This window comes from Syntrophorhabdaceae bacterium (genome assembly GCA_036504895.1).
Classification (GTDB): Bacteria; Desulfobacterota; Syntrophorhabdia; order Syntrophorhabdales; family Syntrophorhabdaceae; genus PNOM01.
On record DASXUJ010000008.1, the window covers coordinates 15,112 to 30,923 of the forward strand.

At 58.2% G+C, this 15,812-nt stretch carries 12 protein-coding genes; 6 read left to right on the plus strand and 6 right to left on the minus strand.

Features of this window, described 5'->3' with window-relative positions:
* Nucleotides 1–40 precede the first annotated feature (40 nt).
* Both VGJ94_00890 and VGJ94_00895 read right to left on the minus strand, forming a co-directional pair.
* Nucleotides 41–3,205, minus strand: coding sequence for a PAS domain S-box protein (locus tag VGJ94_00890; GenBank protein HEY3275148.1), 3,165 nt, complete (start codon nucleotides 3,203–3,205; stop codon nucleotides 41–43).
* A 14-nt stretch (nucleotides 3,206–3,219) separates the two neighbouring features.
* Nucleotides 3,220–4,206, minus strand: coding sequence for an NrtA/SsuA/CpmA family ABC transporter substrate-binding protein (locus VGJ94_00895; protein ID HEY3275149.1), 987 nt, complete (start codon nucleotides 4,204–4,206; stop codon nucleotides 3,220–3,222).
* A 526-nt stretch (nucleotides 4,207–4,732) separates the two neighbouring features.
* Between VGJ94_00895 and VGJ94_00900 the strand changes: the two genes are divergently transcribed.
* Nucleotides 4,733–5,263 (plus strand): Pycsar system effector family protein, encoded by a 531-nt coding sequence (locus VGJ94_00900; GenBank protein HEY3275150.1) that lies wholly within the window; start codon nucleotides 4,733–4,735, stop codon nucleotides 5,261–5,263.
* Nucleotides 5,264–5,962: 699 nt separating this feature from the next.
* Here the strand turns inward: VGJ94_00900 and VGJ94_00905 are convergent.
* The gene (locus tag VGJ94_00905; GenBank protein HEY3275151.1) at nucleotides 5,963–6,661 is read right to left on the minus strand and encodes a hypothetical protein; all 699 of its coding nucleotides are present in this window, start codon (nucleotides 6,659–6,661) and stop codon (nucleotides 5,963–5,965) included.
* Between the two features lie 66 nt (nucleotides 6,662–6,727).
* Nucleotides 6,728–7,717, minus strand: coding sequence for a GNAT family N-acetyltransferase (locus VGJ94_00910; GenBank protein HEY3275152.1), 990 nt, complete (start codon nucleotides 7,715–7,717; stop codon nucleotides 6,728–6,730).
* A 210-nt stretch (nucleotides 7,718–7,927) separates the two neighbouring features.
* On the opposite strand from VGJ94_00910, the gene VGJ94_00915 reads away from it, so the two are divergent.
* The 5 genes from VGJ94_00915 (at nucleotide 7,928) to VGJ94_00935 (ending at nucleotide 13,169) form a co-directional block, all read left to right on the plus strand.
* Entirely contained in the window at nucleotides 7,928–9,580 is a 1,653-nt protein-coding gene (locus VGJ94_00915; protein HEY3275153.1) for a glycosyltransferase family 39 protein, read from the plus strand.
* A 61-nt stretch (nucleotides 9,581–9,641) separates the two neighbouring features.
* Nucleotides 9,642–10,316, plus strand: a complete 675-nt coding sequence (locus tag VGJ94_00920; GenBank protein ID HEY3275154.1) for a response regulator transcription factor — start codon at nucleotides 9,642–9,644, stop codon at nucleotides 10,314–10,316.
* A complete protein-coding gene (locus VGJ94_00925) occupies nucleotides 10,258–11,388 on the plus strand; it encodes a HAMP domain-containing sensor histidine kinase (GenBank protein ID HEY3275155.1) in 1,131 nt (376 codons plus the stop codon). The genes VGJ94_00920 and VGJ94_00925 overlap by 59 nt, the downstream gene beginning before the upstream one ends.
* Before the next feature lie 104 nt (nucleotides 11,389–11,492).
* A complete protein-coding gene (locus VGJ94_00930; GenBank protein ID HEY3275156.1) occupies nucleotides 11,493–12,167 on the plus strand; it encodes a glycosyltransferase family 39 protein in 675 nt (224 codons plus the stop codon).
* Between the two features lie 3 nt (nucleotides 12,168–12,170).
* Entirely contained in the window at nucleotides 12,171–13,169 is a 999-nt protein-coding gene (locus VGJ94_00935) for a hypothetical protein (protein ID HEY3275157.1), read from the plus strand.
* Here VGJ94_00935 and VGJ94_00940 read toward each other — a convergent pair.
* A complete protein-coding gene (locus tag VGJ94_00940) occupies nucleotides 13,158–14,363 on the minus strand; it encodes an MFS transporter (GenBank protein ID HEY3275158.1) in 1,206 nt (401 codons plus the stop codon). The two genes, VGJ94_00935 and VGJ94_00940, sit on opposite strands and share 12 nt — an antisense overlap.
* A gap of 49 nt (nucleotides 14,364–14,412) precedes the next feature.
* Nucleotides 14,413–15,762, minus strand: a complete 1,350-nt coding sequence (locus VGJ94_00945) for a methyl-accepting chemotaxis protein (protein HEY3275159.1) — start codon at nucleotides 15,760–15,762, stop codon at nucleotides 14,413–14,415.
* Nucleotides 15,763–15,812: the final 50 nt, after the last annotated feature.

The window sequence follows — 15,812 nt, forward strand, 5'->3', positions numbered from 1 at the left end:
GGACGATCCTGCGCGCCGGGTAAGCTTTCAGACGAATCTTTCATTCCTCAACCTTCCCATCAAGTACTTTCCGCACCGCCTCAGCCAGTTCCTGTTTTGTAAGGGGTTTCATGAGGTATTCTCTGATCCCCGCCTCCCTTGCGATCTCCGGTGAAGCCGTCTCGCTGTGACCGGTGCAGAGGATGATGGGAACGCCGGGTCGTATCCTGAGAAGCTCTTTCGAGAGCTGAACCCCGGTCATTCCGGACATGGTATGGTCGGTGATGATAAGGTCGAAGCGCGTGGGATCGGAAGAAAAGGCTTCAAGGGCCTCGGCGCTGTCGGTCATGGTCGTTACCGTATAGCCGAGTTTTGAAAGGACCCCCTCGGCCCACAGGACGAGCATCTCTTCATCATCGACAAAGAGGATGCGCTCCCTGCCTTCATACGACCCGACCGCGCAGGGTATCTCTTTACTTGCTTCGCTCTTTATCTTGGGAAGAAGAACCCGGAAGGTAGAACCTGCCCCGGGCTCACTCTCTACGGCGATGGTGCCCTGGAGGTCCTTCACGATCCCGTAGACGACCGCAAGGCCCATGCCGGTGCCTTGTCCCACTTCCCGGGTGGTAAAGAAAGGCTCGAAGACCCGCTTCATCACGTCGGGGCTCATGCCGGCCCCTGTATCCTTCACTGCGAGCTGCAGGTATTCTCCCGGTCTCAGGTCCGGGGCAAATACGGACGAGTCCGGCGCGAATTCGATATCGGTGAGGCTTATCTCCAATATCCCTCCCTTCTCCTGCATGGAAAGGGAGGCGTTGGTGGCGAGGTTCATGAGAATCTGCTGCACCTCGACCGCGGAAGCGAGGATCGTATCCGAGGATGCGGCGTGAGTAAGTTTGATCTCGATGGTGGCGGGTATGGAAGCCCTGAGGAGTTGAACGGTTTCTTTGATGAGAGGCGTGAGGGACAGGGGCGTTCTCTCGTGATTGCTTTTTCTACTGAAGGCGAGGATCTGCTTCACCAGGTCTCTTGCCCTCATTGCCGATTTGAGGACGTTCTGCAGGCTTCTTCCTACCTCCGGACGGTCTAAGGTGTCATCCACCGCCATCTCTGTGAACCCGAGGATCGCTGCAAGGATGTTATTGAAGTCATGGGCGATTCCTCCCGCGAGGGTGCCGATGGCCTCCATCTTCTGTGTCTGCCGGAGCCGTTCTTCGAGGCGTTCACGCTCGCCGGCCTCGCGCCGAAGGGCATCGTAGGCCTGACGCAGCTCAGCGGTTCGTTCCCGGACCCTCGTTTCGAGGGAATCATGGGCCCTTTGGAGGGCCTCTTCGGCATGCTTACGTGCGGTAACGTCGTGGGCAACACCGACGACTCGCTCCGTCTTTCCTGCGGCATCGAAAAAGGCCTGGCCGGTTTCTCCCAACATTACGACGTTCCCGTCGGTGAGGAGGAGCCGAAAATCCGTGGTGTACGTGTCCCGGCCGGGCGTCAGGCTGCGGAGCAGCCCCTGAAGGCGTGCCCGGTCGTCCGGGTGAAGGCGTTCAGAAAAACGCTCGGACGTGGCGTCGCACATTTCGTCGCCGTCAACGCCAAAAATCTTCTTGCAGCTGTCGGAACGGTGTACCTGATCTGTGGCCGGATCCCAGTCGAAGGTAAAGGATCTGCTGATGCTCAGCGCCTGCTGAATCATTCTCTCTTTCTCCGCGAGCTTTTCTTCGGCACGCTTGCGCTCGGTGATATCAAAGGCATAGTGGATGTAGAGATCGTCCGCGACAGGCACCCAATGGGCTTCCATCACTTTCTCGCCCGCGTCGAGAACCACCTGTTGCTCTTTCCCGGTAGCCCATAAATCCTGAGCCAGACACCATGGGCACGGGTCGCCCTTCTGCCCCCATGTTTCAAAACATTTTGAGCCTGCGACGGCTCCCATATTAATGCCGGCCCGGTTCGAGGCGACGACTTCCCGCGTGGTCGTCCTGAGAAGAAGCACGACGCCGGGGAAATGGTCCAACAATAATTGCTGCAAATAGTTCTGTCTCCCGATTTGTTCTTCGGCTTTCTTGCGTTCGGCGATGTCGCGGAAGACGAGCACCACACCCGTGGTCCCGCCATCGCCGTCACGTATGGGGGCGCCGCTGTCGTCGATGGGGACTTCTGTTCCGTCCTTGCATATCAGGATGGTATGGTTGGCGAGTCCGACAATCATCCCTTCCCTGAGCACCTTGACAACCGGGCTTTCAACCTCCCCGCGGGTATGCTCGTTGACGATCCGGAATACCTCGCCTATGTGCTTCTCCATAGCGTCACGAAGCATCCAGCCCGTCAGGGATTCCGCAACGGCGTTCATAAATGTGATCCTTCCGGCCACATCGGTAGCGATCACCGCATCGCCGATGCTCGCCAGGGTGGTGGCCCAGCGCTGCTCGCTTTTCAGCAGGGCCTCTCCCGCCCGCCTGCGCTCGCCTACCTCGTTCTCAAGCTCATGGTACGAGACGCGCAGTTTCGCGGTCATCCCGTTAAATGCCTCCGAGAGCTCCGCGAACTCGTCATTGCCTTTGATGTCGATCCGATGATCAAGGCTGCCCCGCCCGATTATCGCGACCCCCTCATAAAGTCTCCGGACGCGATCGGCGATTGTCCGGCCTATGGTCCATGAATTAAAGAGTATGGTGCCGATTATTATGAAGAGCACGGATATGACGGCCGCGCCGGCCAGCCTGAGGGCGGAGGCACGGGCCTTCCGGCTCGAGTCCAGCAGGTTGCGCCCGTAGAGGACCGCTTCATACACCCGCATGTTCAACTGGCTGAGCAGCCTGCCCTCGACCTCACGGGAAAGGGCGGTCGGGCCTGAGGCCTCTCTCTTTTCCTTGTTTGCCACGATGGCGGAAAATATTTTTCCGATCGAATTATGAACTTCAATTGATGCGTCGATGTGTGCCCTGTCTTCGGAGGCCCGAAAAGTTTCAGAGGCCGACTTCAGGAGGCCGCCGAGCTTCTCATGACTGGCAATCCACTGTTCTTTCGCCCTCGTGGAATTGTTCCGAACATAATCGCTTCTGAGCGTGAGCCTTTCAAGAAGGCCCACGTTTATTTCGCCGGCGATTATCCCCACATTATTTGCCTTGTCGAGACGGTACAGCGACAGGAGAAGGACCAGGCACACGATCAGCGCCATCGATATGGATACGGCAATATTGATTTGCAGCCGTTTTTTAATCCGCATAGGTCGCCTCGCCCTTACCTCAAAATCCTCACCACTTCAGGCTTTATTGACTTGAGACCGTCAATGTGAATGAATTGGAGATAATTAGGAACCATCCTTGCCCTGGTAAGCCGGTTGTCGATCGCCCATCTCGATTCATCTTCCATGGCGAGCAAGAGCGGCTGATCGAGCATTACGGCAAACCTGGTGTCGGCCCAGATATCGCGGACTACGGATAGCTCTACCCCGCAGAAATCCGCAACTATTTTTTGAGCTTCCGCCGGATTTGCCCGGACAAACCTCTCGGCTTTGACAAGGGCGCGGAGCATTTTCTTGACTTTTTCGGGGTTCTTACGGATAAATTCCTGTGTGGTAATAACATTGAAGGTCGACCTGTAGATGTCCTTGTCGCGGAAGGTGGTCACGTTCTTTCCCAGCTTCTTTTGCGTAAGCGCCACATAGGGGGCAAAGGTGGAGACAGCGTCGACCTTGCCCTGAGCCAGGGCGGCGGGCATTGCCTCCGCCTTCAGGTCGACGATCGTTACCTCTTTTCTGGAAATTCCATGGACGCCCAACAGGGCGTCAAGAAAAAAGTCCGAGGTGGTGCCCAGGGTCGCGGCTATTTTCTTCCCCTTAAGATCTCCGGGAGAGCGAACACCTTTGTCTTTCCTGGCCAGGACGGCATTCATCACTTCTGACGTCTGGATGGTCGCGATTATGGAGATCTTCTCTCCCTTCATGATTGCAAACACGATCGGCGTTTCGGCGACGGTGGCAAAATCCGCCTTTCCCGCGAGCAGATCCTCGAGGGCAAGCTTGCCATAAGGATGCACCCGTGCAATCGCCTCCAATCCCTCTTCCCGGTAAAAACCCCGTGATTGGGCAACTTCGGCAAGGGCCGCGTCGGTCGTGGCCGAATAGGCGATGGTAATCTTTTCAGGCGGGCCGGCGGGCTTGTCCTCCGTCCGGGTGCATGCGAAGAGACAGGCGCCGGTCGCCAGCCCCAAAACGAGAAGCCCCATTCGGAAGATGATCTGTCTTATGCAGGAAAACTCATGATGCTTAATCCGCCCGGGCGCGCCACCTGGCCCTACACATCTTTCGCCCTCCCCGAGTAAGGAAACCTGTCCGAAATTGGGGCGAAATTCAATTTTGTCGGGGGGATTTGCCGTTTGGGCTTCCCGTGGCGCTGCCATAGGGCCGGGGCATAGTGATACAGACATCTGGGCAATATACATATATACGCGTCGAGATGTCAAGGCAACTATGCACTGCCTATAGTTGCCTGATTTCAATGACTAGCGGCCCGGCTTTGCTATTCGCCGAAAACGGCTGATCTGCCCTTTCAGGAAGCCCTCTTTATCTGCCCCTGACCCGCGTTGCCCGGGGACAACCATACCACCCGTGACTTTATTACACCTCCCGCCTATATCTTTTCCCAGCTCCATAATATAAAAATAATGTATCGGTGCGGGGGGCGCTGAATCCGCTTGACACTTTTCTTCGTCTTTTCATATACTTTCACCGTATGAAGGGGCGAGACGAGGGATGAAGACGGTTGAGGGGATGCTCAAGGAGATTTACAAGCACTCTTTGGAGATGCTCAAGCACGGGGAGACGAAAAACGCGGCCCTCATCTCCTTTAACGGCGTCATCGTCATTCTGCTCATCAAGATGGCGGTCGATTTCAAGGACCACTGGTTCCTCTTCTACTACTTCCTCTTCACCATCGCGGTCTGCTGCATCTCCATCTTTCTCGGCTTGAGCTCCCTCGTTGCCCAGCTCAAAGATTACGGCGACGACCTGGACCTCCCTCCCGACGCCAACCTCCTCTTCTTCGGTAACGTGGCCCATTTCACCCCGGACGACCTCATAGACAGCATTAAAATCCGCTACGGCCTCGCAAGCAAGGACGACAACTATGAAAGAGACCTGGCCCGCTCCGTCGTGATCACCGCCCAGATCGCGAAGAGAAAGCACCGCACCTTCAACGCGGCCATCGCCTGGACCTTCTCCGGCATCGCCACGCCCCTAAGCGTCCTCGTCTACCACTACTTCTTCAATCCGAATAGGAAATAGATTTTCCGGAGCGACACGTGTGTGATGCGTGTAAAGCGTTTATGCGTTAAAGCGGGAAAAATGGAAAAGAAACAAGTCCTCCCGCGTCAGCCTAGCTCGCACAGCGAGCGAGAAGGGGAGGCTCCACGGGATTGGCCCGTGGAGGGGGCGACGTGAGTCCCCTAAATTGCAAACACCGCACCTTCAACGAGCCATCGCCTGGACCTTCTCCGGCATCGCTACGCCCCTAAGCGTCCTCGTCTACCACTACTTCTTCAATCCCAACAGGAAATAGATTTTTCGGAGCGAACACGTGTGTGATGCGTGTAAAGCGTGTGATGCGTTTATGCGTTAAAGCGGGAAAAAGGGAAAGGAACAAGTCCTCCCGCGTCAGCCTAGCTCGCACCGCGAGCGAGAAGGGGTGGCTTCTCGGGCATCGCCACCCCATTGAGCGTGATTATCTACCATTATTTCTTCGATCCCAACAGGAAATAGCCAACGCAGGGCACCATAGGCAGTGTCTTTGGGCGAGGACGACAAGGATCTTATGCAATCAGCGGGAGAAGTCCACTCATCCCGAGAAGAAAAAGCGTAATTCGAGACCGAACCGTTTCCCCATTACTCGTCCGCGTGATGTAGCTCGCACCGGAAGCGAGGGCGGCACCGGACGAGCTGTTTTTTCCGCTTCGACGCATAAACGCTTTACACGCATCACACGCACTATTTCCCCCTACCGCTCTCCATGGTAAATTTAGCCATAAAATCGCAGGTCCCGTCTTTTTCGAGCCGGTTCACCTTCATCGATATTATGCACTTGATTCCCATCTTCTCGGCGATCCCTTCAAAGAAGGGGGAGAGGACGGGCCAGGTAAGATAGCTTTCTATAGCCAAGGCCTTTGCCGCCCGGTAGTAGCGGTCGGCCCCGAAGATCCTGACCACCGTCTCCTCAGGGGTATACTTTATGAACTCGAAGTTATACTCCGGGCTGCTCGTGAAGACCGCGGTGATGAAGACCAGGCCCGGGGCGCGGGAATCTTTGGGGAGGTCAATCCCCATCTCGAGGGCTTCCGCGGTCTTTGCCTGGCCGATCTGCCGGAAAATGGCCTTTGAGAGGGGGTCGATGTTTTTCCACCCCCACTGTTTCCCTGCCTGAAAGAGGCTCGTCCCGTAAAAGGCGGCGGTTACATTGGAAAATTTGAGGGCCATGGCCTCTACACCTTTCGGAAATACGGCACCCACAAGGGCGTGCTTTATCGATTCACCGGGGTAGACGTCTTTTGCACGGATATCTGCCAGTGCCTTGTAAGTATCGGGCAAGCCCTCCGGGGGCACGGAGGTCGCAAGGCTTGGGTTGATAGGGAAAGAAAGCGCAAAAATCAGCAGAAAAATGCCAAGCTGCATACACACCACCTTTTTCATGATCCCTCCTTCAAAACTTCGCGTTGTCGTCCTCCCGAGGACCGGCCCTATGATCACTTCTCTTCTTTACCCCGGCCAATCGGCCCTCACGAGGCCCAGTATCTGTTCTCCCCTCGCGGAGGAGAGGTGAATCCCCTCCCAGTCGGGTCGGCGGCTCTTCTTCTGCATGAAAAATCCGTCTTCCCCGAACCATTGGGGGAGTATGCCGCCGAAGAAGTAGCCCTCGTCCTTGAGCATACGGGCCACCTTGCCGATCCAGGGCCATGAGAGCTTGAGACGCACGTGGATTGCCTCTGCGCCCTCGGTATTGACCGTCTTCTCCTCCGACTGAAAGGTCCTATGAAAATCCCCCCCTGCCTCATGGACGGTCATGGTCGCCACCCGCCCGGCGGCGCATGTCCGGGTTTCAATCCTCGTCGGCTCCTTTTGAGGGAGGTCCTCCTCCGATTCGGCGAACGACCGCTTATCGTCGAGGCCCTCGTAGACATATTTGAGTCGTCCCGCATAGAGAGGGGGAATATAGACGGTGTGGGGCCTGGGCGTAAGGGTCATGAACATGAGAAGGGCCGAAGTCCTGTCCGATGCGCCCTTTTCACCCGGCGATATAAGGGAGGCAAGGGAATCGATCTCCAATCCCGTCTCCACCATGGGCAGGGCCGCCGCGGCCGCCTTTTGCATCGCGGTATCGTTGCAGGGAGCCCTCCCGCAAAATACCTCCATATCCTCCATCTCCGGCATCACTTTTTTCAGATATTGGAAAATCATATCCATTAGGCCTGCCTTCCTGAATTCAGAGGAGACGGCGCTGTGCCCCATCTCATAGACCCCTTTGTAGGGGGCAGGCCGAAAGAGGGAGCTGTATCCGACAATCCGGTTGTCGGGCAGCCTCACCACAATGGGAATCTCATCGCCCGCCTGGGACCTGCGGATCAGCTCGTCCGGGCGGTGGACCGCCGCTTCCGGATAGGCGTCTCCATACACTTCCTTAAAAAGTCTTGCCGTCCCTTCGCCGTCCTCCGGTTGGAATAACCCGGCAATCAACCCCTCTTTCTCCATTACTCTCCTTTCCCGCCCTTGATTTTCCCCTTCCCGGCGGTACCTTATTATTCTTTATACAAGATTTCGGAGGCATAAATCCAGAAGGGAAAAGCCTTGTGATACCGGCCGAAGAATGCAACATTACCAATCGGTAATATTGCGGTAAGGCGCCGGCCATGCCTTTTGGTGTACAATGGGGGCAGCAGGACATCATAATCAGGAGGCACCATGCAGCGCCCGCAAAACCAGTCCATTCTTTATTTCGCCCTTCTTCTCATCATAGTGATCCCTCTCTTCTCCTTCGGCCTTGCGAACCATGGGCTATGGACGGCTGACGAGCCCAGGGTGGCGGAGGTCGGGAGAGAGATGGCATTGACCGGAAATTGGTCGGTGCCTTTCCTCAATGAGCGCCCCTTTCTCGAACATCCCCCTCTCTACTATGCATCTGTGGCCGCTGCCTTCAAGGTTTTCGGGGTGCACGACTGGGTCGCGAGGATCCCTTCGGCGCTCTTCGCCTTCGCGGGGGTGGTGGCGCTCTTCCTTCTCGCCGCCTTCCTCATGGGGCCGAGGGCAGGGTTCATCTCCGGCGTGGTCATGGCCACATGCGGGGAATACTTTCGGGTGGCCCACTGGGTGATCGTGGACAGCGCCCTCGCATTTTTCGTGATCCTCGCCCTCCTCTTTTTTATGGTCGCCTATTTTTCCGAGGGGAGGATGCGCAGGCTCCTCTTCTACGGGCTCTCCTACGTGGCCTGCACCCTTGCCTTTTTCACCAAGGGTTTTATCGGGATCGTGCTGCCCGGCGCTGCCGTGGTCTGCTTTCTTGCCTTTGACAGAAACATTCGGGAGGTCCTGAGAATGCACCTGTGGCTCGCGGTCCTGATCTTTCTCGCCATGACCGCGCCCTGGTTTCTCTCGCTATGGAGCCAGGGGGGCAGCGAATACCTCGGGGTCTTTCTGGTCCACAACCACCTGGAGAGGTTCTCCGGAGGGTCGAGCGGCCACCACCAGCCTTTTTACTATTATTTCCTCCAATTCCCCGCTGCCTTTCTTCCCTGGAGCCTCCTCATGGTGCCCGTTATTCTCCGTTTCTTCCGCCGCTCCGACAGGACCACGGATAGGGCCGGGAAAGGGGCCCTTTTCATGGCGTGCTGGTTCGCCGCCGGCTTCGTGGTCCTCTCCGTTGCATCGACCAAGCGCGCCCTCTACCTTATGCCCCTCTTTGCCCCTGTCTCCCTCCTCGTGGCCGCCTATATCGAGTCTACCCTCAAGAAGTCTTTTTTCGGGAAGGTGGACAAGGTCTTCGTCTGCCTCTTCGGCCTCCTCCCGTGTATCGCCGCCATGGCCGCGATTCCCGGTCTTCTCATGGCCGCGAAAAAATATGGAATTGCCCTTCCCGCAAAGGAGCTTGCCTTTACGATCTTCTTTTCCCTCGCCTCCATGGGCCTCTCCGTGGCCTCCTTTTGGAGTCTGCGCGCCAGGATCGCCCGGTTCTGGGCCTTTTCCGCGGCCTCGATCCTCTCCCTCCTCCTTCTCGGCCTCATCGCGGCCATGCCCGTTCTCGACAACTTCAAGACCTTCGTTCCCTTCACGGAAGCGATCAGGGCATCCGTGCCTTCCTCCTCCGATCTCTACGCCTATCAGCCGGATGAGACCCTCCGGGGCGCGGTCCCCTTCTATACGGGACGCTTTGTGAAGGAGATCGATACCTTGCCCCGGCTGAAGGAGGCCCTCGGGAAGGAGAAGACCCTTTACGTGGTGATACGGGACAGGCGGGGAGAAATGGAGAGAGAGCTTCTCGCCGCCGGGATGGCCGTGGTTTTCAGGCAGTCGAGGGACACGGGGCGCGCCCTCGTGATCCTCAAAGGCGGGCAGGGATGATGAAGGCACACGGTTGTTGTGCTACAATAAGCGAGGCATTGTCCATCGAAAGGAACAGGTGATGAGACTCCTTATTGTAGAAGACGACCCGGTCATCTCCGCCTTTGTGGCAAAGGGCATGAGAGAAGCAGGTTTTGCGGTCGACAGCGCCGCGGACGGGGAAGACGGGCTCCACCTCGCCCTCACCGAGCCCTATGACGCGGTCATCGTGGACCTCATGCTCCCCAAGCTCGACGGCCTTACCCTGATCGCGCGGCTGAGGGAGGGTTTCCCCCGTATCCCCATCCTGATCCTGAGCGCAAAGCGATCGGTCGACGACCGGGTGAAGGGGCTCCACACGGGAAGCGACGACTACCTCACCAAGCCCTTCGCCTTTTCAGAGCTTCTCGCCCGCGTCCATGCCCTTATCCGCAGGGCGAGCGGCGCGGCGAGCCCCACCCGCCTCGAGGTGGGGGGCCTTACGATGGACCTTTTGTCCAGGGAGGTGAGCCGCTCGGGAAGGGTGATCGAGCTTCAGCCGAGGGAATTCGGCCTTCTCGAATATCTCATGCGTAATGCGGGCAGGGTGGTCTCGAAGACCATGATCATGGAGCACGTGTGGGACCTCAATTTCGACCCCCAGACCAATATCGTGGAAGCCCGCGTGAGCAGGCTCAGGGACAAGGTAGATAAAGATCATGAGAAAAAACTCATTCATACGATCCGGGGCGCCGGCTACGTTCTTAAGGAAGCTTAGCGAGCAGCGCCGCTCCGTGGTCTTTCGCCTCACCCTCTGGTATGCGGGGGCTTTCACCCTGTGCCTCATGGCCACGGTTCTTGTCTTTTATATCTCCGTCCTCTACGGAAGCCACGGCATCAGCAATCATGCCCTCTCGGAGCTGAGAGAGGACTTCAGGCATTATTTCGGCATTCCCCTTATTTTGGTGATCCTCTTTTCGGGCGCCATAGGCTGGCTCATGGCCAGGCGGGCCCTGGCAGGCGTCGAGGAGGTGACCCGTGCCGCCGCGGACATATCGAAAGGGGACTTCGACCGAAGGGTCCCCAAGACGGGCCGCAACGACGAGATAGACCGCCTCGCCGACTCCTTCAACACCATGGTGGCCCGCACCCAGGCCCTTATCGGGCAGATGAGGGAGATTACGGAAAACATCGCCCACGACCTCAGAAGCCCTATTACGCGGATGAGGGGCATGGCTGAAATGGCCCTTTCCAACCGGGGCGCGGACGAAGAAGAGCTGCACCTGGCGGGCCTCATTATCCAAGAGTGCGACCGCCTCCTCGACCTCATCAACACCACCCTCGATATCTCGGAGGCAGAGGCCGGGCTCGTGAAGCTCGATCGGGGACAGATCGATCTCACGGCCCTGGTAAGGGACCTGGCAGAACTTTTTCAGCCCTCGGCAGAGGAAAAGGGGATAGGGCTGCGCACGTTGGGCGTGGAAGCGCCCGTCACCATCCTGGCCGACCGCCGGAAGCTCCAGCGCGTCTTCGCCAACCTTCTCGACAATGCCCTCAAGTATACCCCCCAGGGAGGAGAGGTGACCATAGAGGTGACCGACAAGGGAGGGGATGCGCGCGTGGTGGTCGACGATACGGGCGCGGGAGTGCCGGATGAGGACCTGCCCTACATTTTCGACCGCTTCTTCCGTGGGGAGAAAAGCCGCTCCACCCCGGGAAACGGGCTCGGCCTGAGCCTGGCCCTTGTATTCACCCGCGTCCACGGGGGGACCCTCGTTGCGGGGCGGCGCGCTCCCCACGGCGCGCGCTTCGTCGTAACCCTCCCGAAGAGCCTGCCTTCAGACGCCTGAATCTCCTCAACATTACAAAAAGATAATTTTCCGGTCATCACGGGATTAACCGGCCCCTGTTACACTGGGGAAGACGTAGAATCCCCTTTTAAAAGGAGTCACCAATGATACCGGAAGATCCGCGCAGAAGAAGGGCCTCGGCCCTCCTCGTCATCCTCGCCTGTTCCTGGCTTTTTCTTTTCTTCAACCTTGGAAGCTATTCCCTCAAGGAGCCCGACGAGGGGCGTTACGCGGAGATCCCCCGGGAGATGGTCGAAGAGGGCGACTATCTGGTTCCCCACCTCAATTATGTCCGCTATTTCGAAAAGCCCCCTCTCCTTTACTGGGCCGATGCCGCCTCATATAAAATATTCGGCGTGAGCCCGTGGTCCTTCAGGCTTCCCAATGCATTGGCCGCCCTCCTCACGGTGCTCATGACCTATTTCTTCGTATCCCGTGGTTTCGGCGGGAGGGTGGGCCTCCTCTCCTCCCTCATCCTCCTCACCTCTTTCGGCTTCTTCGCCATGGCCCATGTGGTCACCATAGATATGCTTTTTACCTTCCTCCTCTTCGCCGCCCTCCTCTTCTTTCACCGCTATTATTTCGAGGGAACGCCCTGCTTCCTCCTTCTCTTCTACGCCGCCCTCGCCCTCGCCGTGCTCGCCAAGGGGCCGGTGGCCCTCATCCTTATGGGCGCGACAGTGCTCGTATTCCTCTGGTCGGAAAAAAGGCTCTCCTTTGTCAGGGATATGGCCCGATGGAGAGGCCTTCTTCTCTTCTTCCTCATCGCCGCGCCCTAGTTCGTGCTCATCTGCCTTCGGGAAAAGGAGTTCTTCCACTTCTTCTTCGTGGACCAGCACCTCCTCAGGTTCCTTACCACGAAGCACAAGCGGTCCGGCCCCCTCTACTATTTTCTGCCCGTCCTCCTGGGCGGCCTCTTTCCCTGGTCCGTCTTCATCCCCCGGGCTGCCGTCCTTTTGTGGCGGGACAGGGAGGCCAGGCTCTTTCTCCTCTGGTCCGCGGTCGTCTTCCTCTTCTTCAGCCTCTCGGGTTCGAAGCTCCCTCCTTATATCCTCCCCGCCTTTCCCGCCCTCGCGGTCGTGACGGCGTGCCTTTTCGCACGCAAATGGGAAGAGCGGATCCCGCCCAATCGCGAGCTTGTGATCTACGGGGCCCTCTTTTCGTGCCTCGCCCTCGCGGGGGTCGCGTACATGAGCGGGCTGACCGGCCTCTTTCCGGCTACCCTGCCTGACGGGGCAGCCCTTTCGAAGGCGCTTTGGCCTCTGGCCCTTGTCGTTTCAATCACTTCTTTTGGAGCCCTCGGGGTCATCTCAATTCGGAAACTGCGCACCTATCGATCGCTCTTCCCCGTCCTCGGGGTCATGAGCCTCGTGATCTTCACGGGTATTATGCTTTATTCCCACGTGATCGACGGCTTCAATACCACGAAGACCCTTGCCCGGCACATCGGGGAGGCGGGAAGCCCACACGCCGTGGTCGTCAACTATGGCTCCTTTGACGAGACCCTCCCTTTCTACCTGAAGAAGGGTACCTTGATCGCCAATTACCGGGGCGAGCTGGAAATGGGCGCTGCCTACGGGGACGCAAAGGGGCGGTTTCTCGACGAGGAAGGCTTTACCCGTCTTTTCGGATCGGATTGCCCCGTCTTCGTGGTGGTGAAAGAAAAACGTCTCTCCCGGCTCAAGGCAGCGGGAATCGAGGGCGGGGCCGTGCTCGGCTGTTACGATAAGAGGTGGCTCATCGCCAACAAGGCCGCGGCCGGGGCAGGGTCATTCCACTGAAAGGCCTTTCCCCGGCTCCTCCCGGGCAAAACCGAAGACCACGAGCGCGGCGAGGGCCATGGCCGCACCGAAAAAGAAGGGCGCCCCGGGACCCATATATTTCCAGAGGAAGCCTGCGGCGAGCGACGCGGGCAACATGGCGAGGCCGGTCGCGGTCTGGTAGAGGCCGTAGGTCGTGGCCGTCTGGTCTGTTTTGGCATGAAGGGAGATATAGGCCTTTCCCACGCCCTCCGTAAGGGCCATATAGACGCCATAGAGGGGAAAGAGGACCCAGAGCAGGGCAGGGCTGCGCACAACACCGAAAAGAAAATAGACCACCGCGAAGAGGGCGAACCCCCAGAGGAGGACCTTTTTCTGCCCCACCCGGTCGGAGACGATGCCTGCGGGCAGGGAACAGACCGCATAGACCGCGTTGAACAGCGCATAGGCAAGAATGGTGGTGCCGATGGTAAGCCCGAGATTGTGGGCGCGCAGGATAATAAAGGCGTCGGAGCTGTTGCCGAGGGCAAAAAGGGTGCTCGCGAAGAGAAAGACTTTGAAATTCCGGCTGAGACGGAGGTTTTTGACCTTGAGGAGCGGACGTATCCCGCCTCCATTGTTTCGTACCTCATCCCTCACGAAAAGAATGAGGAGGAGAACGCCTGCGGCCGCGGGCATGAAGGCGAGATAAAATATGAGGCGGAGACGGCCCTCGAAGGCCCTGAGGAGGAGAAAGGCAAGGAACGGCCCTATGACCGCGCCCAGGGTGTCGAGGGCCCGGTGGAAGCCGAAGACCCTCCCCCTGTACCGGGGAGCAGACGCGCCCGCAAGAAGCGCGTCCCGGGCAGAGGTCCTCACGCCTTTGCCGAAGCGGTCGAGGAACCTTCCCCCCAGGACCGTCCCCCATCCCGGGGCGGCGGCGATAATAAGTTTTGAAAGGGCCGAGACGCCGTATCCCCCTGTCATGAAGGGTTTTCTCCGGCCGGATTTATCGGAAAAGTAACCGGAGAAGAGTCGCAGGAGATTGGCCGTCGATTCCGCGATGCCCTCGATGAGTCCCACCACGGTCACCGGCGCGGCCAGGACCGTGACGAGAAAGATAGGCACCACGGGATAGACCATCTCCGAGGAGATGTCGTTCAAAAAACTGACGAGGCTTATGGCAACGATGTTTTTATTGATGCCCCGGAAGAAAGGATGGTCGGACCGCTTCATGGCTTACCGTACACCACAACGGCAGCCAAATCAACTGTCGGACCTGGACCTACAGCGCCTTCTGCCTCAAATCCCTCACCGAGTTTTCCAATTCCATGGAAAGGGTTCTCAGCAGCGCCGCGGATCGGGTGACCCCCTTGGCCGAGCCTGATGTTTCATGGGTCATCAATGCCACCTCTCCGATATCCTTGGCAATTTCGTCCGTGGCGGAGTTCATCTCTTCGATGGCCGCGGCAATCCGGTCGACCATGGATTGGAGGGCGGAGGAGCTTCCCGCGATCTCCCGGAGGGCCCCGCCTGCTTCGCCTGAGAGCTCGACCCCCGTCTTCACGCTTTGGGAGGCGAGCGCCAGGGACTCGACGGCGTTTCCCACGCCCTTTCGAATGGTATCCACCACGTCGCCGATCTCCCGGGTCGACCGGCTCGTCCCTTCCGCAAGCTTTTTGACTTCGCCCGCGACCACGGCAAATCCCCTGCCCGCCTGACCTGCCCTCGCCGCCTCGATCGCGGCATTAAGGGCGAGAAGGTTCGTCTGATCGGCGATCTCATTGATCACCCCGAGGATCTCCCCTAATTGCGCCGGGCAGCCCGGTTCTTTCGTTGTTTCGGAGGATTGACCGGCCCTTCCTGCGCCCTCTTTCTTTTTATCGGTCGATCGCACGGCGCCGCACTGTATCTTATCGACACCCACGGCATCATTCCGGCTTGCCACGATGCGAAGACCAGGGGTACCGCCTGCCGTGGGGCCCGCCGTCCCGACAGACCCGCGTGCGGGGGCGGTGACGCTCCGGCCGTTGACGACGCCTGCCAGAATTCCCAGCGAGGCAATGCCCACCACGATGAGGACGATCCTCATGGTCCTGTTACCGCCCAAGATATCCTCGTATTTCGCCTGGACGCCCTGTTCCTCGAATCGGACGATTCCTTCCGCGCGAGCGATCATTTTCGTGAACACAGGATCGATGGAGAGACTGAAGATCCTTAGAGCGCCGTCCCAGTCAGCCGCCTCCAGGGCGGAACCGAGTCGAAGGGCCTCTTCTCCCGCGGCCCCGACGGCGATTTTCATCTCCTTTATTTTTTCAAGACCCTCGCGGGAGGTTTCGATTCTCTCCAGCTTCTCCAGGGCGGCACGCACGAGCGCTCTCTCTTCCGCGAGTCTTGCCACGGGTTGTTTGGTCTTTGTGAGAACCGCCGTGGCCGTTTCCCTCACGATTGCCTGAAGGCTCACCTCCACGGTGTGGGCGAGTCTCACTTTTTCGAAGTTGATGTGGGTGATCTGGCGTGCCCGGACATCCGAATCTTCCATATGTTTAAAGCTGATGACACATAGACAGATTATGATAAGAAAGAAAACCGCGTGGCCCGTGGCCTGTCTCTTTCCGATTATCCCATCCTTCATTTAATCCTCCGTATCATTTCCCATTTGTGCTGTCTTTGATCGCAGGCGCC